Source organism: Sphingomonas sp. FARSPH, from assembly GCF_003355005.1.
Classification (GTDB): Bacteria; Pseudomonadota; Alphaproteobacteria; order Sphingomonadales; family Sphingomonadaceae; genus Sphingomonas.
On the sequence record NZ_CP029985.1, the window covers coordinates 328,984 to 350,743 of the forward strand.

16 protein-coding genes, 1 pseudogene and 1 riboswitch are annotated in these 21,760 nt (G+C 68.1%); of the genes and pseudogenes, 14 read left to right on the plus strand and 3 right to left on the minus strand.

The genetic code is table 11. The annotated features are described in order from the left end of the window. Positions 1 to 54 precede the first annotated feature (54 nt). The 3 genes from rpoC to DM480_RS01660 all read left to right on the plus strand — a co-directional run bounded on the left by rpoC (position 55) and on the right by DM480_RS01660 (position 7,057). Complete coding sequence (rpoC, locus tag DM480_RS01650) at positions 55 to 4,341, plus strand: DNA-directed RNA polymerase subunit beta' (protein WP_115377264.1); 4,287 nt, start codon at positions 55 to 57, stop codon at positions 4,339 to 4,341. 197 nt (positions 4,342 to 4,538) lie between these two features. Further along, positions 4,539 to 5,378, plus strand: coding sequence for a hypothetical protein (locus DM480_RS01655; RefSeq protein ID WP_115377265.1), 840 nt, complete (start codon positions 4,539 to 4,541; stop codon positions 5,376 to 5,378). Positions 5,379 to 5,442: 64 nt separating this feature from the next. Further along, positions 5,443 to 5,530: riboswitch (glycine riboswitch) on the plus strand. Between the two features lie 114 nt (positions 5,531 to 5,644). Further along, the gene (locus DM480_RS01660; protein WP_115377266.1) at positions 5,645 to 7,057 is read left to right on the plus strand and encodes an L-serine ammonia-lyase; all 1,413 of its coding nucleotides are present in this window, start codon (positions 5,645 to 5,647) and stop codon (positions 7,055 to 7,057) included. A 45-nt stretch (positions 7,058 to 7,102) separates the two neighbouring features. Here the strand turns inward: DM480_RS01660 and DM480_RS01665 are convergent, their stop codons facing one another. Then, positions 7,103 to 7,879 (minus strand): metallophosphoesterase family protein, encoded by a 777-nt coding sequence (locus tag DM480_RS01665; RefSeq protein WP_115377267.1) that lies wholly within the window; start codon positions 7,877 to 7,879, stop codon positions 7,103 to 7,105. Between the two features lie 201 nt (positions 7,880 to 8,080). On the opposite strand from DM480_RS01665, the gene DM480_RS01670 reads away from it, so the two are divergent. The 3 genes from DM480_RS01670 (at position 8,081) to DM480_RS01680 (ending at position 12,695) form a co-directional block, all read left to right on the plus strand. Further along, complete coding sequence (locus tag DM480_RS01670) at positions 8,081 to 10,210, plus strand: histidine kinase dimerization/phosphoacceptor domain -containing protein (RefSeq protein ID WP_115377268.1); 2,130 nt, start codon at positions 8,081 to 8,083, stop codon at positions 10,208 to 10,210. Between the two features lie 92 nt (positions 10,211 to 10,302). Further along, positions 10,303 to 11,583, plus strand: a complete 1,281-nt coding sequence (locus tag DM480_RS01675) for an HD-GYP domain-containing protein (RefSeq protein WP_115377269.1) — start codon at positions 10,303 to 10,305, stop codon at positions 11,581 to 11,583. Continuing rightward, the gene (locus DM480_RS01680) at positions 11,580 to 12,695 is read left to right on the plus strand and encodes a GGDEF domain-containing protein (protein ID WP_115377270.1); all 1,116 of its coding nucleotides are present in this window, start codon (positions 11,580 to 11,582) and stop codon (positions 12,693 to 12,695) included. The genes DM480_RS01675 and DM480_RS01680 overlap by 4 nt, the downstream gene beginning before the upstream one ends. Positions 12,696 to 12,722: 27 nt before the next feature. Here DM480_RS01680 and DM480_RS01685 read toward each other — a convergent pair whose 3' ends face one another. Both DM480_RS01685 and DM480_RS01690 read right to left on the minus strand, forming a co-directional pair. Next, on the minus strand, positions 12,723 to 13,616 hold the full coding sequence (locus DM480_RS01685) for a hypothetical protein (RefSeq protein WP_232834079.1): 894 nt from the start codon (positions 13,614 to 13,616) through the stop codon (positions 12,723 to 12,725). Positions 13,617 to 13,741: 125 nt separating this feature from the next. Continuing rightward, positions 13,742 to 14,251, minus strand: coding sequence for a biliverdin-producing heme oxygenase (locus DM480_RS01690; protein ID WP_115380663.1), 510 nt, complete (start codon positions 14,249 to 14,251; stop codon positions 13,742 to 13,744). A 217-nt stretch (positions 14,252 to 14,468) separates the two neighbouring features. Here DM480_RS01690 and DM480_RS01695 point away from each other — a divergent pair. The 8 genes and pseudogenes from DM480_RS01695 to DM480_RS01730 form a co-directional block, all read left to right on the plus strand. After that, a pseudogene (locus DM480_RS01695) lies at positions 14,469 to 15,113 on the plus strand (DUF47 domain-containing protein); the annotation flags it as partial. Positions 15,114 to 15,123: 10 nt separating this feature from the next. Then, a complete protein-coding gene (locus tag DM480_RS01700) occupies positions 15,124 to 16,128 on the plus strand; it encodes an inorganic phosphate transporter (RefSeq protein WP_115377272.1) in 1,005 nt (334 codons plus the stop codon). Positions 16,129 to 16,194: 66 nt separating this feature from the next. After that, positions 16,195 to 16,584, plus strand: a complete 390-nt coding sequence (locus DM480_RS01705) for an MAPEG family protein (protein ID WP_115377273.1) — start codon at positions 16,195 to 16,197, stop codon at positions 16,582 to 16,584. A 94-nt stretch (positions 16,585 to 16,678) separates the two neighbouring features. Beyond that, positions 16,679 to 17,122 (plus strand): peptide-methionine (R)-S-oxide reductase MsrB, encoded by a 444-nt coding sequence (gene msrB / locus DM480_RS01710; protein WP_115377274.1) that lies wholly within the window; start codon positions 16,679 to 16,681, stop codon positions 17,120 to 17,122. A gap of 84 nt (positions 17,123 to 17,206) precedes the next feature. After that, positions 17,207 to 18,349, plus strand: a complete 1,143-nt coding sequence (locus tag DM480_RS01715) for a fumarylacetoacetate hydrolase family protein (RefSeq protein ID WP_115377275.1) — start codon at positions 17,207 to 17,209, stop codon at positions 18,347 to 18,349. Positions 18,350 to 18,365: 16 nt separating this feature from the next. Further along, the gene (locus tag DM480_RS01720; protein ID WP_115377276.1) at positions 18,366 to 19,148 is read left to right on the plus strand and encodes an SDR family NAD(P)-dependent oxidoreductase; all 783 of its coding nucleotides are present in this window, start codon (positions 18,366 to 18,368) and stop codon (positions 19,146 to 19,148) included. Positions 19,149 to 19,213: 65 nt separating this feature from the next. After that, positions 19,214 to 20,011, plus strand: coding sequence for a hypothetical protein (locus tag DM480_RS01725; protein ID WP_115377277.1), 798 nt, complete (start codon positions 19,214 to 19,216; stop codon positions 20,009 to 20,011). Between the two features lie 70 nt (positions 20,012 to 20,081). Continuing rightward, positions 20,082 to 21,713: an alpha-L-fucosidase gene (locus tag DM480_RS01730; RefSeq protein WP_115377278.1), complete on the plus strand. Its 1,632-nt coding sequence runs from the start codon at positions 20,082 to 20,084 to the stop codon at positions 21,711 to 21,713. The last annotated feature ends 47 nt before the right edge of the window (positions 21,714 to 21,760 follow it).

The window sequence follows — 21,760 nt, forward strand, 5'->3', positions numbered from 1 at the left end:
TGCGCCGGGTGGGCCCCTTCCTCTCCCACAGGGAGAGGAAAAAGAGGTAAGAACATGAACGAACTGACCAATTTCGCCAATCCGGTCGCCAAGCCCGAGACGTTCGACCAGATCCAGATCGGCATCGCATCGCCCGACAAGATCCGTTCGTGGTCGTTCGGCGAGATCAAGAAGCCCGAGACGATCAACTACCGTACGTTCAAGCCGGAACGTGACGGCCTGTTCTGCGCGCGCATCTTCGGTCCGATCAAGGATTACGAATGCTTGTGCGGCAAGTACAAGCGCATGAAGTACAAGGGCATCGTCTGCGAAAAGTGCGGTGTCGAAGTCACGGTGTCGAAGGTGCGCCGCGAGCGGATGGGCCATATCGAGCTCGCCGCGCCGGTCGCGCACATCTGGTTCCTGAAGTCGCTGCCGTCGCGCATCGGCCTGCTGCTCGACATGCAGCTGAAGCAGCTCGAGCGCGTGCTGTACTTTGAGGCGTATATCGTCATCGAGCCGGGCCTGACCCCGCTCGAGAAGTTCCAGCTGCTCACCGAAGACGAGCTGCTCGAGGCGCAGGATGAATATGGCGAGGACGCCTTCTCCGCCGGCATCGGCGCGGAAGCGGTGCGCATCATGCTCGAGAGCCTCGACCTCGAAGGCGAGAAGGTCGCGCTGCTCGAAGAGCTGGCGACGACCAAGTCGGAGCTGAAGCCCAAGAAGATCATCAAACGGCTGAAGGTCGTCGAGAGCTTCCTGGAGTCGGGTAACCGCCCGGAATGGATGATCCTCGAGGTCATCCCGGTGATCCCGCCCGAGCTGCGCCCGCTGGTGCCGCTTGACGGCGGTCGTTTCGCGACGTCGGACCTCAACGACCTGTACCGCCGCGTGATCAACCGCAACAACCGCCTGAAGCGGCTGATGGAACTGCGCGCGCCCGACATCATCGTCCGCAACGAAAAGCGCATGCTGCAGGAGGCGGTCGACGCCTTGTTCGACAACGGCCGCCGCGGTCGTACGATCACGGGCGCCAACAAGCGTCCGCTCAAGTCGCTGTCCGACATGCTGAAGGGCAAGCAGGGCCGCTTCCGCCAGAACCTGCTCGGCAAGCGCGTCGACTATTCGGGCCGTTCGGTCATCGTCACCGGTCCGGAGCTCAAGCTGCACCAGTGCGGCCTGCCGAAGAAGATGGCGCTCGAGCTGTTCAAGCCGTTCATCTACGCACGCCTCGACGCCAAGGGTCTGTCGATGACCCTGAAGCAGGCGAAGAAGTGGGTCGAGAAGGAGCGCAAGGAAGTCTGGGACATCCTGGACGAGGTGATCCGCGAGCATCCCGTGATGCTGAACCGCGCGCCGACGCTCCACCGTCTGGGCATCCAGGCGTTCGAGCCGGTGTTGATCGAGGGCAAGGCGATCCAGCTGCACCCGCTGGTCTGCTCCGCGTTCAACGCCGACTTCGACGGTGACCAGATGGCCGTGCACGTCCCGCTGAGCCTCGAGGCGCAGCTGGAAGCGCGCGTCCTGATGATGTCGACCAACAACATCCTGTCGCCCGCCAACGGCAAGCCGATCATCGTGCCGTCGCAGGACATGGTGCTGGGCCTCTATTACCTGTCGATGATGAAGGAAGGCGAGCCCGGCGAGGGGATGCTGATCTCCGACATGGCGGAGGTGCACCAGGCGCTCAACGCCGGGTCGGTGACGCTGCATACCAAGATCGTCAGCCGCGTGCCGCAAACCGACGAACAGGGTAACCAGTATCTGAAGCGCGTCGAGACGACGCCGGGCCGCATGCTGCTCGGCGAGACGCTGCCCAAGAGCCACAAGGTGCCGTTCGAGATCGTCAACCGCCTCCTCACGAAGAAGGACGTGGGCGACGTGATCGACGAGGTCTATCGTCACACCGGCCAGAAGGAGACGGTGCTGTTCGCCGACGCGATCATGAGCCTCGGCTTCCGGCACGCGTTCAAGGCGGGCATCTCGTTCGGCAAGGACGACATGATCATCCCGAACGAGAAGGACGCGCTGGTCGAAGAGACCCGCACGCTCGTGAAGGATTACGAGCAGCAGTATCAGGACGGCCTGATCACGCAGCAGGAGAAGTACAACAAGGTGATCGACGCCTGGAGCCGTTGCGGTGACCAGGTCGCGAACGCCATGATGAACGAGATCAAGGCGGTGAAGCGCTACGAGGACGGCGAGAATGCCGGCCGCGAGAAGCCGATCAACTCGATCTACATGATGGCGCACTCGGGTGCCCGCGGCTCGCAGGCGCAGATCAAGCAGCTCGCCGGTATGCGCGGCCTCATGGCCAAGCCGTCGGGCGAGATCATCGAGACGCCGATCATCTCGAACTTCAAGGAAGGTCTGACCGTCCTTGAATACTTCAACTCGACGCACGGCGCCCGCAAGGGTCTGGCGGACACGGCGCTCAAGACGGCGAACTCGGGCTATCTGACCCGCCGTCTGGTCGACGTCAGCCAGGATTGCGTCGTGATCGAGGAGGATTGCGGCACCGAACGCGCGCTGGAAATGAAGGCGATCGTTCAGGGCGGCAGCACCATCGCCTCGCTCGGCGAGCGTATCCTGGGCCGCACCACGGCCGAGGACGTCGTCGATCCGAAGACCAACGCGGTCGTCATCCCGACGGGTACGTTGCTCGACGAGCCGATGGTGGCGAAGATCGAGGCCATGGGCATCCAGGGCATGAAGATCCGCAGCCCGCTGGTCTGCGAATCGAAGGTCGGCGTGTGCGGCAAGTGCTACGGGCGTGACCTTGCCCGCGGTACGCCGGTCAACATCGGCGAAGCGGTGGGCGTCATCGCTGCGCAGTCGATCGGCGAGCCGGGTACGCAGCTGACGATGCGCACCTTCCACATCGGCGGTGCGGCGCAGCTCAACGAGCAGTCGAACCTGGAAGCGCCGGTCGACGGCACGATCCAGTTCCGCGACCTGCGCCTGATCGTCGACCAGCGTGGTCGCCGCGTGGTGCTGTCGCGCTCGGGCGAGATCGCGATCGTCGACATGGACGGCCGCGAGCTGGCGGTGCACCGTATCCCCTATGGCGCGTACGTGATGTTCGACGACGGCCATATGGTGTCGAAGGGCGACCGGATGGCGGAATGGGATCCGTTCACCATGCCGGTGATCACGGAGAACCCGGGTACCGTTCGCTTCCAGGACCTGCTGGAGGGCAAGACGCTCACCGAGCAGACCGACGAGGCGACCGGTATCGCGCAGCGCGTCGTGACCGAATATCGCACCTCGTCCAAGTCGAAGGAGGATCTGCGTCCGCGCCTGACCCTGCTCGACGAGACGAGCGGCGAGAGCGGTCGCTACATGCTCGCCGCCGGCGCGACGCTGTCGGTCGAGGACGGTGCGCAGGTGCAGGCGGGTGACGTGCTCGCCCGCGTCAGCCGCGAAGCCGCCAAGACGCGCGACATCACCGGTGGTCTGCCGCGCGTCGCCGAGCTGTTCGAAGCGCGCAAGCCGAAGGAGAATGCGATCATCGCAAAGGTCTCCGGCCGCGTCGTGTTCGGCAAGGATTACAAGGCGAAGCGCAAGATCGGCATCCAGCCCGAGGATGGCGGCGAGGTCGTCGAGTATCTGGTGCCCAAGTCGAAGGTGATCGACGTTCAGGAAGGCGACTACGTCAAGCGTGGCGACAATCTGATCGGCGGCAGCCCCGACCCGCACGACATCCTCGAAGTGCTCGGCATCGAGCCGCTGGCGGAATATCTCGTCTCGGAAATCCAGGAAGTCTATCGACTTCAGGGCGTGAAGATCAACGACAAGCACATCGAGGTGATCGTTCGCCAGATGCTGCAGAAGGTCGAGATCATCGAGTCGGGCGACACCACCCTCCTCGTCGGCGAGCAGGTCGATCGCGAAGAGATGGACGCGATCAACGCCAAGCTCGGGCCGAACGAGGCGCGTGCGCAGGGCAAGCCGATCCTGCTCGGCATCACCAAGGCGAGCTTGCAGACCCGCAGCTTCATCTCGGCGGCGTCGTTCCAGGAGACCACCCGCGTCCTCACCGAGGCCGCGGTCCAGGGCAAGCAGGACACGCTGATGGGCCTGAAGGAGAACGTGATCGTCGGCCGTCTGATCCCGGCGGGCACGGGCGCGGGCATGAACCGCCTGCGCGTGGCGGCCACCAGCCGCGACGCCGCGCTCCGGGCGCAGCAGCGCGCGCTGCAGGCGGCGATCGTCGCGCCGATGTCGGCCGCCGAACTGCGCGCCGCCGAGGACAAGCGTTCGCCACGTGATGCGGGCGGCGCGGGTCCCGACCCGCTCGCCGAGGTCGTCGCCTCGGGCGACGGCAGCGACGAGGCCGCGGGCGAGTATCTGAACGACTGATCCTCGTTCGGCCGCTCGGCCCGAAGACAAAGAACCGCCGTCCGGGATGCCGGGCGGCGGTTTTTTTGCGCGAGACGGCACGCCTCGTTATTCGGCGACCAGTTCCGCCCCCCGCCACCGACATGTCCGGTGCGGACGCTTTATGGGCGATCCCTTCTGTGTTATGGTTCGTGTGTCTTTCTTCGGGGGGAGAAGAGATGCCGTACCGTCATGCCTATCGCTGGTTGCTGGGGCTTTTTCCGCTGATCGCACTCGCCTTCTGGCCCGGCTATCTCGGCCAGCTGGCGCAGGCGCCCTTCGCTCTTCATGCGCACGGCCTGACGGCGACGGCTTGGCTGATGCTGCTCACCGCGCAGAGCTGGTCGATCCATGCGCGAAGGGCCGCGTGGCACCGGGCGGCAGGGCTGGCGACCTTTGCCGTCGTGCCGCTGTTCGCCGCGGCGGGGCCGCTGGCGCTGTGGAGCATGGCGGGGCTGTGGCGGACACAGGCCGATCCCTTTCACGCCGCTTTCGGTGCGCGGCTCGTCATCGCCGACATGATCGCCGGACCCTGCGTGACCGCGTTGGTCGCCTACGCCCTGGCACGGCGCCGGCGCGTGGGCGTTCATGCCGCCGCGATGCTCGCGACGGCGCTGCTGGTGTTGCCGCCGATCATCGGGCGGCTCTTCCCTGCCCTGCCCGGCTTCCCGCATGGCGGCTGGGCCGGCTTTGCGGGATTTCGACTGGCGTTCGATCTCGCGGAGGGCGTGACACTGCTGATCGCGCTGGTGCTGGCGAGCCGGCGATCGGACGGGCGCGTCGCATTCGGCCTCGCGGCGGCCGCCACCGCGGCGCAACTGATCGGTTTCGAGACGATCGGCCGCACCGCATTCTGGGAGCGCGCCGTGACGCGGCTGACCGACATGCCGGTCGCCCCCGTTGCGCTGACCGCGGGTGTAGCCGCCGCGGCGATCCTGTTGTTGGCATGGCGGCTGGGCGCTGCCAGACCGTGGCGGGTGAAACCGGGCCTTGCCGCGATGAGCGCCTCGGCGCGTTGACCGCCAGCGGCGCGCGGGGCCGCAACCCCGGCTTGACCCGCCCCGCCCGCTCCCCGATACCGGCGCCGCCGATCCGGGAGAGACCGGGCATGACCGGCGCCGAAGGAGCAACCGCCCCGGAAACTCTCAGGCGAAAGGACCAGGTCGGCATCGGACATCTGGAGAGAGGCGTGGGTCGTCCACGCCCGCCGACGGGATAGCGATCTCAGGCGCAAGGGACAGATGGGGCATGCGACGAGCAGCCGCATAGGCGGCGGAGGAACAGCATGCAGGCCGACGTCACCTTGAACACCCTGGATCGCGGCGCCGCGCGCCCGATCAGCGTCGCGGAACTGTTCACCATCGGCATCGGCCCGTCGAGCTCGCACACCGTCGGGCCGATGCGCGCCGCCAGCGATTTCGCGCAGCGCGCGCTGGCGCAGGACGCAGCGCCGGTCGGCGTCACTTGCGACCTTTACGGCAGCCTGGCGCTGACCGGGCGCGGCCACGCCACCGACACCGCGGTGATCCTGGGCCTTGCCGGCTGGGAGCCGGAGCGGCTCGATCCCGATGCCGTCCCCGCGATCCTGGCGGGCATCCGCGACGAGGGGCGGCTGGCGCTGGCCGGCAAGCGGCGCGTGCCTTTTTCGGAAGCCGCCGACATCGTCTTTCACCCGCGTGATTTCCTGCCCGAACATCCCAACGGCCTGACCTTCACCGCGCGGCTGGCGGACGGCACGGGCTATGCCGAAACCTATTTCTCGATCGGCGGCGGCGCGATCCTGCGCAAGGGCGCGCCCGTCGCGGCCCACAATGTCGCGGTGCGTCACCCGTTTTCTTCGGGCAGCGAACTGCTCGCGCGCGGCGATGTGACCGGCCTGTCGATCGCCGACATGGTCCGCGCCAACGAGGATGCGTGGCGCAGCCCGGACGAGGCGGACGGCTTCCTCGACGCGGTGCGCGATGCGATGATGGCGTGCATCGACCGCGGCATCGCGCAGAGCGGCGAGTTGCCCGGGGGCCTGCGCGTCCGGCGGCGGGCGCAGGCGATCGAGCGCGGGCTGACCGGCTGCGTCCCCGGCAGCAACCCGGCGGAGGTGTTCGAATGGGTCAGCCTGTGGGCGCTCGCCGTCAATGAAGAGAATGCGGCGGGTGGCCGCGTCGTCACCGCGCCCACCAATGGCGCGGCCGGGGTACTGCCCGCGGTGCTGCGCTATTACGAGACCTTGGTCGCGAAGGACCTGGCGTTCGCGGAGCGCCGCGAGGGCGCGCGCCGCTTTCTCTACACCGCCGCGGCGATCGGCATGCTGTACAAGAAGCGCGCGTCGATCTCGGCGGCGGAGATGGGCTGCCAGGGCGAGGTGGGCGTCGCCTGCTCGATGGCGGCGGGTGCGCTCGCCGCGGTGCTCGGCGGCAGCAACCGGCAGGTCGAGAATGCGGCGGAGATCGGCATGGAGCACAACCTGGGTCTTACCTGCGATCCGATCGGCGGTCTGGTGCAGATTCCGTGTATCGAACGCAACACGATGGGGGCGGTGAAGGCGATCAACGCGGCCTATCTGGCGCTGCGCGGCGACGGCAGCCACGTCGTCAGCCTCGACGCGGTGATCGAAACGATGCGCCAGACCGGCGAGGACATGCGCACGAAATACAAGGAGACGAGCCTGGGCGGCCTCGCGGTCAATGTGGTGGAATGCTGAGCTGACCGGCCCAACCGTCGGCCTCAGGAATACGGGCCCAGTTGCTCACGCGCCGGCGCGTACATCCTCGGTGATGACGGCGGCGGGCCGATCCCCTTGCCAGCGGGCGATCGTTTCGAAGCGTCCGTCCATGATGCGGATTTCGTTGAAAGACGCGGGCGTACGGCGGGTGCGGCGCGACAGCGTGCCCGCGCCGATCATCCGCACGATCCAGCCCCCCCGATCGATTGGCACATCGAACGGATCGTGGACATGGCCGCTCAGCACCGCATGCGCGCCCGCCGCCGCCAGCGCAGTGAGCGCGCCATCGCCGTGCCGGGTCTTCGCCGTCCCCTTCGTACCGCCCTCGATCAGGGGGTGATGGGCGGCGACGAGGATGATGTTGCCCTTCGGCGCGGCGGCGATCATCGCCAGCGCGCGGCGCAGCGATCCGGGGCTGACCCGCCCCTTCGACCAGTTCCAGCGCCATTGCGCGCGTGCGGTCGTCTTCAGCGGCACCACGGTCACGCCGGGCAGGTCCAGCTCGTGCTCGATCAGCCGCTCGATCGCGGCATAACGCTGGTAGGGGGCGAGCAGGCGGCGGAACGGGTCCCAGTAATAAGGGATGTCGTGGTTGCCGACCTCCAGCGTCACCGGCACGCCCAGCCCCTGCAGCCACGCACCGCCGCGCTCGAATTCGCGCCGCGTCGCGCGCATGGTCAGGTCGCCGGTCATGATGACGGCGTCGGGTTTTTCCGCCGCAACCCGTTCCTCGAACCAGGCGAGAGCGGCGGGGTCCTCCGCCCCGAAATGAACGTCGCTGACGTGGAAAAGCCGGATCATGGTCCTCGAACGCTGCGGTGCGGATTGGGTGCCGGCCTAGCCGCACGCGGGCCGTATCGTCCAGCGCCGGGTGCGCAAGCGTACGCAGCGGCGGATGATCGCACCTGCGACGAGGACGCGTGTTGATCCGGATCAATATCGCTCGCATTGTAAAGGCGTGTGCCGCGGCCCATGGTTCCTTTTCCGACGACATGAGTAACGATGGCCACCGACCCGACCGATCTTCGGCATGACCTGACCGCCTGCGACCGCGAACCGATCCATGTGCCGGGCGCGATCCAGCCGCACGGGCTGTTGCTGATCGCGGCGGCGGACGGCGCGCACGAGATACTCGGGGGTGCCGGCGCGATCGAGGAACGGCTGGCGGTCGACTGGCTGGGTCGCCCCGCTGCCGACGTGCTGGGCTGCGCGATCGCCCCGCTGATCCAGGCGTTGCTGCCCGGTGGCCCGGACGGCGCGATGGTGCCCTTCGTCGCAGGGATGGGCGAGACGTTCGTGCCGACGCTGCACCGCGCCGGCCGCCACCTGTTGATCGAGCTCGAACCCGTCGCGACCGCCGCGGCGACGGCGACGTCGATGCTGACGTGGCTGGATGCGATGGCCGGCGGCTTCGAACGCGCCGCCGACCTGTCGGCATTGTACGATCGCGCCGCGAGGGCGTTCCGGACGCTGACCGGGTTCGACCGGGTGATGATCTACCGCTTCCTCGACGACGATGCCGGCTGCGTCGTCGCGGAGGATCGCGAACCGTCGCTGCACAGCTTCCTCAACCATCATTTCCCCGCAAGCGATATCCCGCGTCAGGCGCGCGCTTTGTACGTGCGCAATCGCACGCGCTCGATCCCCGACGCGGCTCATATCCCGCAACCGATCCGCCCTGCCGCGCTTGCCGGCATCGATCTCAGCGACGTGTCGTTGCGCAGCGTGTCGCCGATCCACGTCGATTATCTGCACAATATGGGCGTGCAGGCATCGGCCTCGATCTCGATCGTCAAGGACGGGCTGCTCTGGGGGCTCGTCGCCTGCCACCATATGACGCCGCGCCTGTTGCCGCCCGACGTGCGCAGCGCCGCCGCGACGCTGGCGAGCGGCCTTGCCCGCCAGATTCGCGCCAAGCAGGAGGCGGCGGCGTATCGCGAACGGCTGAGCCTGCGCGCGACCGAGGACAGCGTCGTGCCCAAGCTGCAGAACGACGTGCCGCTGACGGAGATCGTCGGCGTGGTGAAGGGCGACCTGCGCGCGATGCTGGGCGCCGACGGGTTTGCGATGGTCACGCGCACCACGATCGAGACGGACGGCCTCTGCCCCCCGCCCGCGGTGCTGGCGATGCTCGCGCGCTGGGCACAGGCGCGCGGCGGCGAGCCTGTGGCGACGCACGAGCTGGACACGATGCTGCCCGCGATGGCGGAGCATCGCGCGCTGGCCAGCGGCGTCATCGCCGTGCCGTTGGGCGACGAGGATGCGACGTTGCTGTGGCTGCGCGCCGAGCGGATCACCGAGGTCGAATGGGCGGGCAATCCACACAAGGCCGTCGCGCTTGCACCGGGCGAGCGACTGACGCCGCGTGCCTCGTTCGAGACGTGGAGCGAGACGGTACGCGGGCGTTCCCGGCGCTGGTCGCTGGAGGAGATCGAGGCCGCACACCGCCTGCGCCGGCGTTTCCAGGAGGCGCGCACCAGCCAGCAGCTGCGCACGCTCAACCGCGACCTCAACCGCATCCTGGTCGAGAAGGACGCGCTGATCGCGCAGAAGGACGTCCTGATGAAGGAGGTCAACCATCGCGTGCAGAACAGCCTGCAACTCGTCGCCTCGTTCCTGCGGCTGCAGGCAAAGACCGCGGGTGACGGCGCGGTCGCGGACCATCTGGCCGAAGCGCAGGCGCGCCTTGCCGCCGTCGCACTGGTCCATCGTCGCCTGTATCGCGACGACCAGGTCGAGAGCGTCGACCTGGCGCGTTACGTCGATGAACTCATCGCCGACATGAAGACCTCGCTCGGGGCGGACTGGGGCGCGCAGATGCGGCTGGATCTCGCGCCCGTGCTGGTGCCGACCGACCGTGCCGTCAACATCGGCCTGATCCTGACCGAACTCGTCATCAACGCGACCAAATACGCCTATGGCGGCGGGGCCGGTCCGCTGCTCATCGCGCTGGAGCAGCACGGTACGCTCTTGCGGCTGATCGTCGCCGACGAGGGGCGCGGCAAGGGTCAGGGCGAAGGTTTCGGCAGCCGGATGATGGCGGCGATGGTGCAGCGGCTGGGCGGTGACATCGACTATCTCGACAATGCGCCGGGCGTGCGCGCGATCATGACGGCGCCGATCGCGGAATAATTTATACCCGAAACGGGTGACTCCGCGTCGCCAGGCCACCACTTTGAGTAGCCGTGGATCAAATATTCATCGGAATCGGTCATGCCGTTCCGATGAGCGCAAAACCCGACAGTGGACGTTACCTTCGCATCCAGGGCCGGCAGGCAGAGGTGGGGATGTACGTCCACGCCCTCCACTGCGCCTGGATGGACAACCCGTTCTGGCGCAAGAGTTTTCTGTTGACCGACATCGGCGATCGCGACCGCGTACGCCAGTCGATCCCCAGCATCACGATCGACCTGGCAAAAGGCCGCGGGCTGACGCTTGCCGCCGCCAGCGACCTGCATGGGCGGCCCGCCCCGCTGGACGAACCGTCGCTTTCCGCACCCGCCCCCGTGACGCGCAGCCGTCGCCGTCGGCCCCCGTCGCCGCTGGAAGCCGCGCGGGCCACGACCGAACGGGCGGTGGCGGGCGTCACCGTGCTGTTCGGGGAGGCGCGGCTGGGCCATGCGATCCGGGCCGATCAGCTGCTCGCGATCGTCGACGATCTCGCCAGCGCGATGATGCGCGACGCGGGCGCGATGGTGACCGTGACGCGGATGAAGGACCGCGACCAATATACCTACATCCACTCCGTCGCGGTCAGCGCGCTGATGATGGGGCTGGCGCGGCAGCTGGACTTCGGCGAAGAGGACGTGCGCGTTGCGGGCATGGCCGGACTGGTCCATGACATCGGCAAGATCCAGGTGCCCGTCGCCATCGTCGACAAGACCGGGCCGTTGACGCCCGACGAACTGGCCACGATGCGGCGCCACCCCGCCATGGGCCATGCTACCCTGATGGAGTTGGGCGGGCTCGATCCGCGTATCCTGGACGTCTGCCACGCGCATCACGAGAAGCTGGACGGCTCGGGCTATCCCAATGGTCTTGCCGGCGATGCGTTGAGCGTCTTTGCGCGCATGGCGGCGATCTGCGACGTCTACGATGCCGTCACATCCGTCCGTTCGTACAAACGGGCATGGTCGCCGCACGATGCCCTGGCGCAGATGCTCGAATGGCATGGCCATTTCGACATGGCGATCCTGCACGCCTTCATCGCCAGCCTGGACATCCAGCCTTTGGGCGCGCTCGTCCGCCTCCGCTCGAACCGGCTGGGCGTGGTGGTCCGCGATGGCGAGACGCCGGCGACCCCCGTGGTGCGCGCGTTCTTCGACGTTCCCGACCACCAGCATATGCGCGCCCGCGACGTCCGCACGGAGGACGATCCGATCATCCGCACCGAGCGCGGCGAATATTGGTTCGGTGACCGCTGGCCCGCGCTGCATGCCACGCTGATGGAAGACCTCGACGTCTGCCCCATGACCCGCGCCGAACCGATGGAGACCCGCCGATGACGCCGGCCCTGCCCGCCCAGCCTCGCCTGCGTTCGCGCCTGTCCGCGTGGCTGTCGCCTGCCTATCCCAGTGAAATGGCGCTCGCCCCGCCGCCGGCTGCACGCACCGACACCGCAGGGTCGGCCGAGGCCGCGCTATATGCGGAGATCGGGGAATTCCTGTTCACGCATCACCTGCCGCTCGGTGCGGACACGTTCGGGGTCGTGCTCGACTATCTTCGCGGCGACGACCCTGCGCTCGTCGCGGCGATCCGCGACCGGTTGCGCGGCGCTGGGCGACTGGACGCCGCTTTCGTTCGCTGGCTGGCCGAAAGCCGCAGCGGCGCGGTCCGCCCGGCGATGGTCGCGCAGATGGCGGACGGGCTGTCGATGCAACTCGCCCGCTGCCTGCAACTGCTCGGCCAGTCGTGCACCTCGGCGCAGGATTACGGCAGCGCGCTCGACCTCGAGGCGCAGCGCATGACCGGATCGGACGAGGACACCATCGGCCGCCTGATCGAACTGACGGTGCAGGCGGTGGCGACGTCGCGCCAGATGGCGGAACAGCTCGACGAGACGCGGCGCGAGACGTCGCAGCTGCGCGACAACCTCGACCGCGCGCGCCGCGTCGCGGAGCAGGACCATCTGACCGGGCTGATAAACCGCCGCGGGTTCGACGCCCGCCTCCGTGCGCGCGCAGAAGCGGAGGCCGCACACGACCCGCCGTGGTGCGTCGCGTTGTGCGACATCGACAATTTCAAGGCGATCAACGATCGCCACGGACACGATGCGGGGGACCGCGTCTTGAAACTGGTCGCCCGTGCGCTGAAGACCGACTTGGGCAAGGCCGCGGTGGTCGGGCGCCATGGCGGCGAGGAGTTCGCCTGCCTGTTCCCCGACAGCAGCGCCGAGGCGGCGTTCGCGAATCTCGACGCAGTGCGCGAGTCGATTGCCGCGCGATCGCTCGTCAACCGCGATACCGGCGAGCAGATCGGCGCGCTGACCATCTCGATCGGTCTTGCCGAGGTTCGCGGCGATCCGATCCAGGCGATGCGCGATGCCGACACCGCGCTGTACCATGCCAAGCGGACGGGGAAGAACCGCGTGGTGACGACGACGCTGGCGATGGGGTGAGCGTCCTTGCCGTCTCCGTCGCCGCGATCAGGCGGCGATACGATCGGTGAAGACGACCGGCGGGGGCGGCCCCTCCAGATAGGCGTTTTCGATCCGGTCGAACGGGAAGCCGTGAACCGCCGCCGCGGCGAGCGCCATGCGGACGAGGCTGGCGGTGCGTGCGCTCGTTTCCAACGCCTCGTCGCGGTTCATCCATGCGGACTGGATCACGAAGCCTTGGCGCAGTCGCTGGATCGGACCGCCGGCGGCACCCAGCCGGGTCAGCCGGCGACGCACCGTCGTTTCCGGCAGGTTGAGCAGCCGGGCCAGCACGCTCGCGCGGATCGCATGCGCGCCGCTGAACCGGATGCGCTCGTCGGGACCCTGCGGCGCGTCACGCAACGCCGCCCAGCGCTCGAGATTGCCGCACAGGATCGTCGAAAACAGCACGAGGTCGAGCCAGCTGCCGTGGATTTCCCGGTTGCTCTCCACCGTACCCAGCATCACGTCGACCGCAGCGCCGATACCCGCGGTCGGCACGTAGCATTCCGTCGCCACGCGGATCGGCGGCAACTCGCCCGCATCGCGCAGGCCCTGCGCGAAGGCGACGAAGCTGTCGTGCGTCACCGTCATCAGATGGTCGATATCGGACCGCATGAAGACATCGGGATTCACCACCACGCCGCCCTGGACGCGGGCGCACAATCCGGCGGCGATCAACGCGTTGACGTGGCGCCGCACCGTCTCGAACGAGCGCGACAGCGAAATCGCCATCGAATGCATCGATATGCCCCGCACCCGCGTGCCCGCGCGCAGGCTTTCGCGCATGACCAGAGAGAAAATGGCGAATCGGTCGACGTCGCCTTCGAACGTGCGAAGGCCGGCGGCGATGATCCGCGTCTGCATGATGGCCAGATGCCGTGTCACGCTCGCGATCTTCAAGCATTCCCTCCCCTTGCGGTTTGCCAGACCCTCCGGAGCCATCATGCCACGATCATGAGAACATCGCAGCGGGTTATAGGGCGAGTCCGCCGAATTGAGTAATTTACATGGCCAGAACGGCCCGATCAGCGCACGGCGCCGGCATAGAGTGCAAAGGTTTGCCGCGCGCCGGCGATCGCCGCGCCCCGCCAGGCGGCGTCCGACGCCGTCGCCTGTACCTCGATCGCGTGGAGCAGCGCGCGCCATTCGCCGGGCCGATGCACCGCGCCGAGGTAGGCGCGCGGCAAAGACGGTGGCACCCGGCGCGCCAGCAATTGCCCGCCCAGCCGCGATCCTTCGATCACGTACAGCGCGCCCCAGCGCGCCGCGGGATCGTCCGGCGCCCAGTGGATGGGGACCGGCAGCGGCTGGTCGAGCGCGGCGAGATCCGCGGCGAGCAGCGGCAGGCGCTGCCGCCACGCCGGCAATGCGGGGGCGCCCGCCAGCACCGCTTCGATCGCACCCAGCGCCCGTGCGTGCGCCGTCAGGAAGCGCGCATAATCGTCGACGTCGGTCAGCCGGAACGCGCCGAATGCGGCATCGACGGCCGCATGATCGGCGGCGGTGGCGCGGCGCAGGGCGGCAACGAACGACATCGCCCCGCCCTGCCGCGGCCCCGCCGCACTGTCGAGCACAATGCGCCCGGCATCGCCGGCGCGTCGGGCCCGATATCGCGGGGCAGCGGCGCGACAATCCCCGTCCGGCCCGGTTCCGGCACAGCGGCGACGCACTTTCGGCTTGCACGCAGCGCCGCCTGCGGCCATGCGCCGCCGCGCCTATCCACGACGTGCCATCCCAACGAAAGGTTTCGCCATGGTTGCCTGGTTCCAGGCGCTGATGCCCAAACAGGGGCGTTTCTTCGAACAGTTCGAAGCGCATGCCATGACCCTGGTCGCCGGCGCCGAGGCGCTGCAGCGACTGTTCGCCGGCGAGGGCACCACCGCGGAGCATATCGCCGAGATCGTGCGTCGCGAGCACGAGGCAGACGACATCACGCGCGACGTGCTGCAGGACGTGCGCCGCATCTTCGTGACGCCGTTCGACCGGTCCGCGATAACCTCGCTGATCGGGGTGATGGACGATTCGATCGACCAGATGAACCAGACCGCGACCACGATCGAGCTGTACGAGGTGACCGATTTCGCACCCGACATGCGGGCGATGGCGGATCTGGCGGTGGAGGCCGCGCGCGTGACGGCGGAGGCGATCCCGCTGCTGCGCCGGCTCGACGCCAACCAGGCACGGCTGCACACGCTGACCGAGCAGCTGGTGATGATCGAGGGGCGTGTCGATAGTTTCCATGCCGCCGGCCTGAAGGCGCTGTTCAAGGCGTGCGGCGACGACCAGCCGATGCGCTTCATCGTCGGTCGCGAGATCTACAGCCATCTTGAGCGGATTGCCGACCGGTTCGAGGACATCGCCAACGAGATCCAGGGTCTCGTGATCGATCACGCCTGAGAGTGCGGCGATGACCATTTCCTTCACCGTGCTGGTCCTCCTGATCGGCGTGGCGCTGCTGTTCGACTTCCTGAACGGCCTGCACGATGCGGCGAACTCGATCGCCACCGTCGTGTCGACGCGCGTGCTGAAACCGCATCACGCGGTGCTGTGGGCGGCATTTTTCAACTTCGTCGCGTTCCTGGTCTTTGACCATGCCGTCGCCAAGACGGTGGGCAAGGGGATCATCGAGGCGCAGATCATCGATCCGCAGTTGATCTTCGGCGCGCTGATGGGCGCGATCGTCTGGAACATCATCACCTGGCGGTTCGGCATCCCCTCGTCGTCCAGCCATGCGCTGATCGGCGGGCTGATCGGCGCGGGCGTGACCAAGGCGGGCCTCGACGTCGTCGTCTGGTGGGGCGTCATCACGACGGTCGGGGCGATCTTCCTGTCCCCCGCCCTCGGCCTCGTCCTCGCGCTGGGGCTCGTCCTTGCGGTTGCGTGGAGCACGCTCAGGCTGACGCCGATGGGCGTCGACAAACGTTTCCGCAAGCTGCAGCTCGTCTCCGCCGCGCTCTACAGCCTGGGCCACGGCGGCAACGATGCGCAAAAGACGATGGGGATCATCACCGTCCTCCTCTATTCGCAGGGCATGGTGGGCAAGGACCTCAACATTCCGCTCTGGGTGGTGCTCGCCTGCCAGGCGGCGATGGCGCTGGGCACGATGTCGGGCGGGTGGAAGATTGTCCACACGATGGGGTCGAAGATCACGCGGCTGACCCCGGCGCAGGGGTTCTGCGCCGAGACGGGCGGCGCGATCACGCTGTTCATGGCGACGATCGGCGGCATCCCCGTATCGTCGACGCACACGATCACCGGCGCGATCGTCGGCGTCGGATCGGCGCGGCGCCTGTCCGCGGTACGCTGGAACGTCGCGAGCCGGATCGTCGTCGCCTGGGTCGTGACGCTGCCGGCCGCCGGCCTTATCGGCGCATGCTTCTACGAAGGCGCGAAGCTCGTCGCCGGGTTCTGATCGCGGGGCGGAGCGGTTTGCGTGACGGCGCGTTGAGAGGCCGCCCTGTCATGCGAAAGGATCGTGATGCCGCTCGAACTCACCCTGCTCGGCGCATCGACCATCCTGCTGTTCGTCCATGTGATGGTGCAGGGACAGACGGTGACGCGCGAGCGCGGGCTCGCATGGAATGCCGGCCCGCGTGACGATGCGGACAAGCCTCTGGGCCGGATGGCCGGACGCGCGGTGCGCGCACTCGCCAATTTCCAGGAAACCTATCCCGCCTTCGTCGCGCTGGCGCTGGGCCTTGCGGTGACGGGCAGGACGGGCGGCATCGGCGCGATCGGTGCGGGCCTCTGGTTCGGGGCGCGGATCGTCTACCTGCCGCTCTATCTCGCCGGCATCCCCTATCTGCGCAGCCTTGTCTGGGCCGCATCGATGTTGGGCCTTGCGCTGATGCTCTTCCGTTTTTTCTGAGCGTCCGCGCCCTATATCCCCGGGGTCGACCTGCCCGTAGACGGCGGTTTGTCCGCCGCGAACGATCAACCGCCCCCGAGCTGAGGATGTTGCCATGACCGATTATCGCAAGACCGACGACGCGATCGCGAAGCTGACGCCCGAGCAGTTTTACGTGACGCAGCAAAGCGGCACCGAGCGGCCGGGGACGGGCGAATATCTCTACAACAAGGAACCCGGCCTGTACGTCGACGTCGTCTCGGGCGAGCCGCTGTTCGCATCCGCCGACAAATACGAATCGCACTGCGGCTGGCCCAGCTTCACCAAGCCGATCGAGCCCGCGCGGGTCAACGAGATCGACGATACCAGCCACGGCATGATCCGTACCGAGGTGCGCTCCGCCGGCGGCGACAGCCATCTGGGCCACGTCTTCCCCGACGGCCCGCGCGAAACCGGCGGCCTGCGCTATTGCATCAACTCGGCCGCGCTGCGCTTCGTGCCGAAGGCCGAGATGGAGGCGCAAGGCTATGGCGCCTATCTCGACAAGGTCGAGGGCTGATCGGCCACACCCGGCGACGAACGCGCCTTGAAGCCGCCCCGCGCGGCTTCTACGGCGCGCCCTGATGCCGCAGCGGGGGACAAGGTGAACATACGATTCGATCCGGCGACGGCGCTCGGCGCGGACTGGCGCGATGGCCTTTGGCTCGGCCGGATCGATAACGGGGACGGCCCCTGCCCCGTCCTGGTCGCGCGTGGCATCGTCCATGACATGAGCCGCGTCGCGCCGACCGTCGCCGAGCTGGTCGCGACCGGCAGGCTGGATGCCGGCGCCGGCGCGGCGATCGGCGATCTCGCCGACCTCGGCCTCTCGCCGTCGTCGACGCCGCGTCTGCTCGCACCGATCGACCTGCAATGCGTCAAGGCGGCGGGCGTCACCTTCGCCACCTCTGCACTGGAACGCGTGATCGAGGAGCGCGCGCGCGGCGATGCCGCCGCCGCCGCGGGCCTGCGTGCGCGACTCGAGGAGCGGATCGGCGGCGGGCTGCGCTCGGTGGCGCCAGGCACGCCCGACGCCGCCGCGCTCAAGACCGCGCTGATCGACGAAGGCCTTTGGTCGCAATATCTGGAGGTCGCGATCGGCCCCGATGCGGAAATCTTCACCAAGGCGCCCGTCCTCGGCGCGGTCGGCTGGGGGGCGGAGGTCGGCATCCGATCCGATTCCACCTGGAACAACCCCGAACCCGAGGTCGTACTGCTCGTCGCGCCCGACGGCCGCGCGGTCGGAGCGTGCCTGGGCAACGACGTCAACCTGCGCGATTTCGAGGGGCGCTCCGCGCTGCTGCTCGGCAAGGCGAAGGACAACAATGCCTCCGCATCGCTCGGCCCGTTCGTCCGCCTGTTCGACGGCACCTACACGATCGACCATGTCCGCGACGCACAGGTGACGCTAACGATCCACGGCGAGGACGGCTATCGCCTGGACGGCCACAGCTCGATGCGCGAGATCAGCCGCGATCCGCTCGAGCTCGTCCGCCAGGCGATGAGCGAGCACCAATATCCCGACGGCTTCGTGCTGTATCTAGGCACCTTGTTCGCGCCGGTGCAGGATCGCGACGAGCCCGGCCGCGGCTTCACGCACGAGGTCGGCGACAGGGTGACGATCGCCAGCCCGGGCCTGGGCGAACTCGTCAACCGCGTCGCGACGTCCAAGGATGCCGCGCCCTGGACGTTCGGCACGATCGCGCTGATGCGCAACCTCGCCGCCCGCGGCCTGCTTCCCGCCTGATCCCAGAAAGCCCGCCATGACCGATCTGCTCGCCCCCGACCGCCGCGCCGCTTACCCGTCGCTGCGCGACAAGCGCGTCATCATCACCGGTGGCGGCAGCGGCATCGGCGAAGGGCTGGTAGAGGCGTTCGTGCGCCAGGGCGCGCGCGTCGCCTTCGTCGATGTCGCCGTGGCCGACAGCGAGGCGCTGGTCTCCCGGCTGTCGCCCGGCGCCGCGCACGCGCCCGTCTTCCGCCCGCTCGACCTCACCGACCTCGCCGCGCTGAAGACGGTGTTCGGTGAATTGATCGCCACGCTCGGCGGCTGCGACGTGCTCGTCAACAACGCGGGCAACGACGACCGCCACACGATCGCCGACGTGACGCCGGCCTATTGGGACGAGCGGATGAACGTCAACCTGCGCCACCAGTTCTTCGCGGCGCAGGCGGTGGTCCCGGCGATGGCGGCGGCGGGCGGCGGCGCGATCCTCAACTTCGGCTCGATCAGCTGGCACCTCGCGCTCGGCGACCTGATCCTCTACCAGACCGCCAAGGCCGCGATCGAAGGCTTGACGCGCAGTCTCGCCCGCGACCTCGGCCGCAAGAACATCCGCTGCAACGCGATCGTCCCCGGCAACGTCCAGACCCCGCGCCAGGAAAAATGGTACACGCCCGAAGGAGAGGCGGCGATCGTTGCGGCACAATGCCTTGATGGCCGCATCCAGCCCGCCGATGTCGCCGCCCTCGCCCTGTTCCTCGCCTCCGACGACGCGCGTCTGTGCACCGGCCATAATTACTGGATCGACGCCGGCTGGCGGTGATCAAGGACCGCTTGACCAAATCCCCATCCGATTGATAGGCATTGCTTGTCGGGGAGGATGTCGCGATGCGGTGGCTCGGTGTCGGTCTGGTGTGCATCGCGGTAGCGGGATGCAGCAAGGCGCCCGACAACGGACCCGGCGATACGACGACCAGCGCGAACGGTGTCGCCTTCGCCTATCATTACGCGTTCCGCCTGCCCTCGGATCGCATCGCGGACGCTCAGGAGGCGCACGCTCAGGCATGCGAACGACTTGGCCCCGCCCGCTGCCGGGTGACCGGCATGAATTACCGTATCGATTCCTCCGGCACCGCCTCCGCCAGCCTCGACATGCGTGTCGCGGCGCCGATTGCGCGCGGCTTTGGCCGCAGCGGCGTGCAGGCGATCGAGGCGGCGGGCGGCGCATTGACCGGGGCGGAGATCACCGGAACGGATGCCGCACCCGATCTGGAAGCCACCACGACAGGGGGCGCTGATGCGCAAGCCGATCTGGCCGAAGTCGACCGACAACTGGCCGCAACCAACCTGCCGCAAGGTGCCCGTGCGGCGCTGCTGTCACGGCGGATCGCGCTGCTCGAGGCGCAGCGTCAAGCCGTCACGGCCGGCAGGGCGACGCGGGCGAGCGTCATCACGACGCCGATCGGTTTCACCTATGTTGCCGGCTCCGGCGTCGGCCTTGGCGCGCGGCTGACCGAAGCGGCTCAGGCGGGATACGCCTCGCTGACCTGGACGCTGGCGAGCGCGCTGACGCTGCTTGCCACGCTCGCACCGCCCCTTGTGCTGCTGCTTTTGCTGGCATTGTTATGGCATCGTCTCAGGCGGCGGTGGTGGAGACGGCTTTTCCCGGCGGCCGACCGCCATTGACGCACGCCCATTCTCGACATTCACGTCCGTAGTGCCTAGCATTTCGTCAGACATATAGCGAAGAGGCGTGATGACGATGGACCGGCGATCCTTCCTCCACGGCGCGGCGGCGGCGGGATCGGCATCGCTGCTCGGCGGCGCGGCGCTCGGCGCGGAGACGCCGGCGTTTCAGCCGAGTTGGGAGTCGCTGGTCGCGGGCTATCGCGCGCCCGACTGGTTCCGAGACGCCAAGTTCGGCATCTGGGCACATTGGTCCGCGCAATGCGTGCCCGAAGCGGGCGACTGGTATGCGCGCGACATGTATCTGCAGGGTTCGCGCGCCTGTCGCCATCATGTCGAACATTACGGCCACCCGTCCAAGATCGGCTTCATGGAGATGTATCCACGCTGGACCGCGGCGCGCTGGGATCCGGCGCGGCTGCTCGATCTCTATATTCGCGCGGGCGCCCGCTATTTCATGGCGCTGGCCAACCATCACGACAATTTCGATTCCTACGCCTCGTCCTATCATCCCTGGAACAGCACGCGGATCGGGCCGCGGCGGGACATCGTCGGCGAATGGGGCAAGCTCGCCCGCGCCCGCGGCTTGCGCTTCGCGGTGTCCAACCATTCCGCCCACGCCTGGCACTGGCTGCAGCCCGCCTACGGCTACGATCCCGAAGGCCCGCTCGCCGGCCGCCGTTACGACGCGGCCTGGCTGACCAGGGCGCAGGGTCGCGGCAAATGGTGGCAGGGGCTCGATCCGCAGCAGCTCTACACTGGCCCGACGATGCCGATGCCCGACGGGCTGCATTCGATCGCCGCCGCCACGGAGTGGCATGAAAAGAACGACCGCGTCTGGACGGAGGCGCCGCCCGCCAAAAACCCGGCGTTCGTGCGCAGCTGGTTGCAGCGGTGCCGCGAGCTGATCGACGTCTATCGCCCCGACATGGTCTATTTCGACAATTTCTCGCTGCCGCTCGGCCAGGCGGGGCTCGACATCACCGCCCATTTCTACAACCAGTCGATGCGCTGGCACGGCCGCAACGAGGCGGTGGTGACCGCGAAGGGCACGCCGGCGAACCGGCGCGGCGGTATCGTCGACGACGTCGAGCGCGGCGTCCATGACGATATCCAGGCCTATCCGTTCCAGACCGACACCTGCATCGGCAACTGGCATTACGACCGCGATCTGTACGATCGCGACGGCTACAAGACGCCGGCCAAGATCATCCATACCCTGTGCGACGTGGCGGCGAAGAACGGCAATCTGATGCTGTCGGTCCCGCTGCGCGGCGACGGCACGATCGACGAAAAGGAAGAGGCGATCATCGAGGCGATCGCGGCGTGGATGGGCCGCAATGGCGCGGCGATCTACGGCACGCGGCCCTGGCACCTGTCGGGCGAGGGGCCGACCCGTGCCGCGGCGGGCGACTTCAACGAGGGCGGCAAGGACAGTCCGTACACGCCGCGCGACATTCGCTACGTGCGCCGCGGCGCCGCGGTCCATGCATTCGTCCTCGGCTGGCCGAACGACGGCGTGGCGCGCCTGACCGCGCTGGCCAGGCAGGGCCGCGTGCAGCGCGTCACCCTTCCCGGCGATGCGGCCCCCCTGTCGTTCCGGCAGACGGCCGACGCGGTGGAGGTCACGCTGCCCCCCGCCCGGCGCGACCCGATCGGCGTCGCGCTGATCGTCCAGGGCGACGGTCTGGTCCGCGGCTGACGGCGGCGACGGCGCGCGCCAGAGATTGCACCCCCGCCCCCCTTCCC

Coding starts and splice junctions, on each gene's coding strand:
- DM480_RS01705 (WP_115377273.1), top strand. CDS start 16,195: ATGCCGCTCGAACTCACCCTGCTCGGCGCATCGACCATCCTGCTGTTC.
- DM480_RS01680 (WP_115377270.1), top strand. CDS start 11,580: ATGACGCCGGCCCTGCCCGCCCAGCCTCGCCTGCGTTCGCGCCTGTCC.
- DM480_RS01660 (WP_115377266.1), top strand. CDS start 5,645: ATGCAGGCCGACGTCACCTTGAACACCCTGGATCGCGGCGCCGCGCGC.
- DM480_RS01725 (WP_115377277.1), top strand. CDS start 19,214: ATGCGGTGGCTCGGTGTCGGTCTGGTGTGCATCGCGGTAGCGGGATGC.
- DM480_RS01700 (WP_115377272.1), top strand. CDS start 15,124: ATGACCATTTCCTTCACCGTGCTGGTCCTCCTGATCGGCGTGGCGCTG.
- DM480_RS01720 (WP_115377276.1), top strand. CDS start 18,366: ATGACCGATCTGCTCGCCCCCGACCGCCGCGCCGCTTACCCGTCGCTG.
- DM480_RS01655 (WP_115377265.1), top strand. CDS start 4,539: ATGCCGTACCGTCATGCCTATCGCTGGTTGCTGGGGCTTTTTCCGCTG.
- DM480_RS01665 (WP_115377267.1), bottom strand. CDS start 7,879: ATGATCCGGCTTTTCCACGTCAGCGACGTTCATTTCGGGGCGGAGGAC.
- DM480_RS01730 (WP_115377278.1), top strand. CDS start 20,082: ATGACGATGGACCGGCGATCCTTCCTCCACGGCGCGGCGGCGGCGGGA.
- DM480_RS01675 (WP_115377269.1), top strand. CDS start 10,303: ATGAGCGCAAAACCCGACAGTGGACGTTACCTTCGCATCCAGGGCCGG.
- DM480_RS01670 (WP_115377268.1), top strand. CDS start 8,081: ATGGCCACCGACCCGACCGATCTTCGGCATGACCTGACCGCCTGCGAC.
- rpoC (WP_115377264.1), top strand. CDS start 55: ATGAACGAACTGACCAATTTCGCCAATCCGGTCGCCAAGCCCGAGACG.
- DM480_RS01690 (WP_115380663.1), bottom strand. CDS start 14,251: ATGTCGTTCGTTGCCGCCCTGCGCCGCGCCACCGCCGCCGATCATGCG.
- msrB (WP_115377274.1), top strand. CDS start 16,679: ATGACCGATTATCGCAAGACCGACGACGCGATCGCGAAGCTGACGCCC.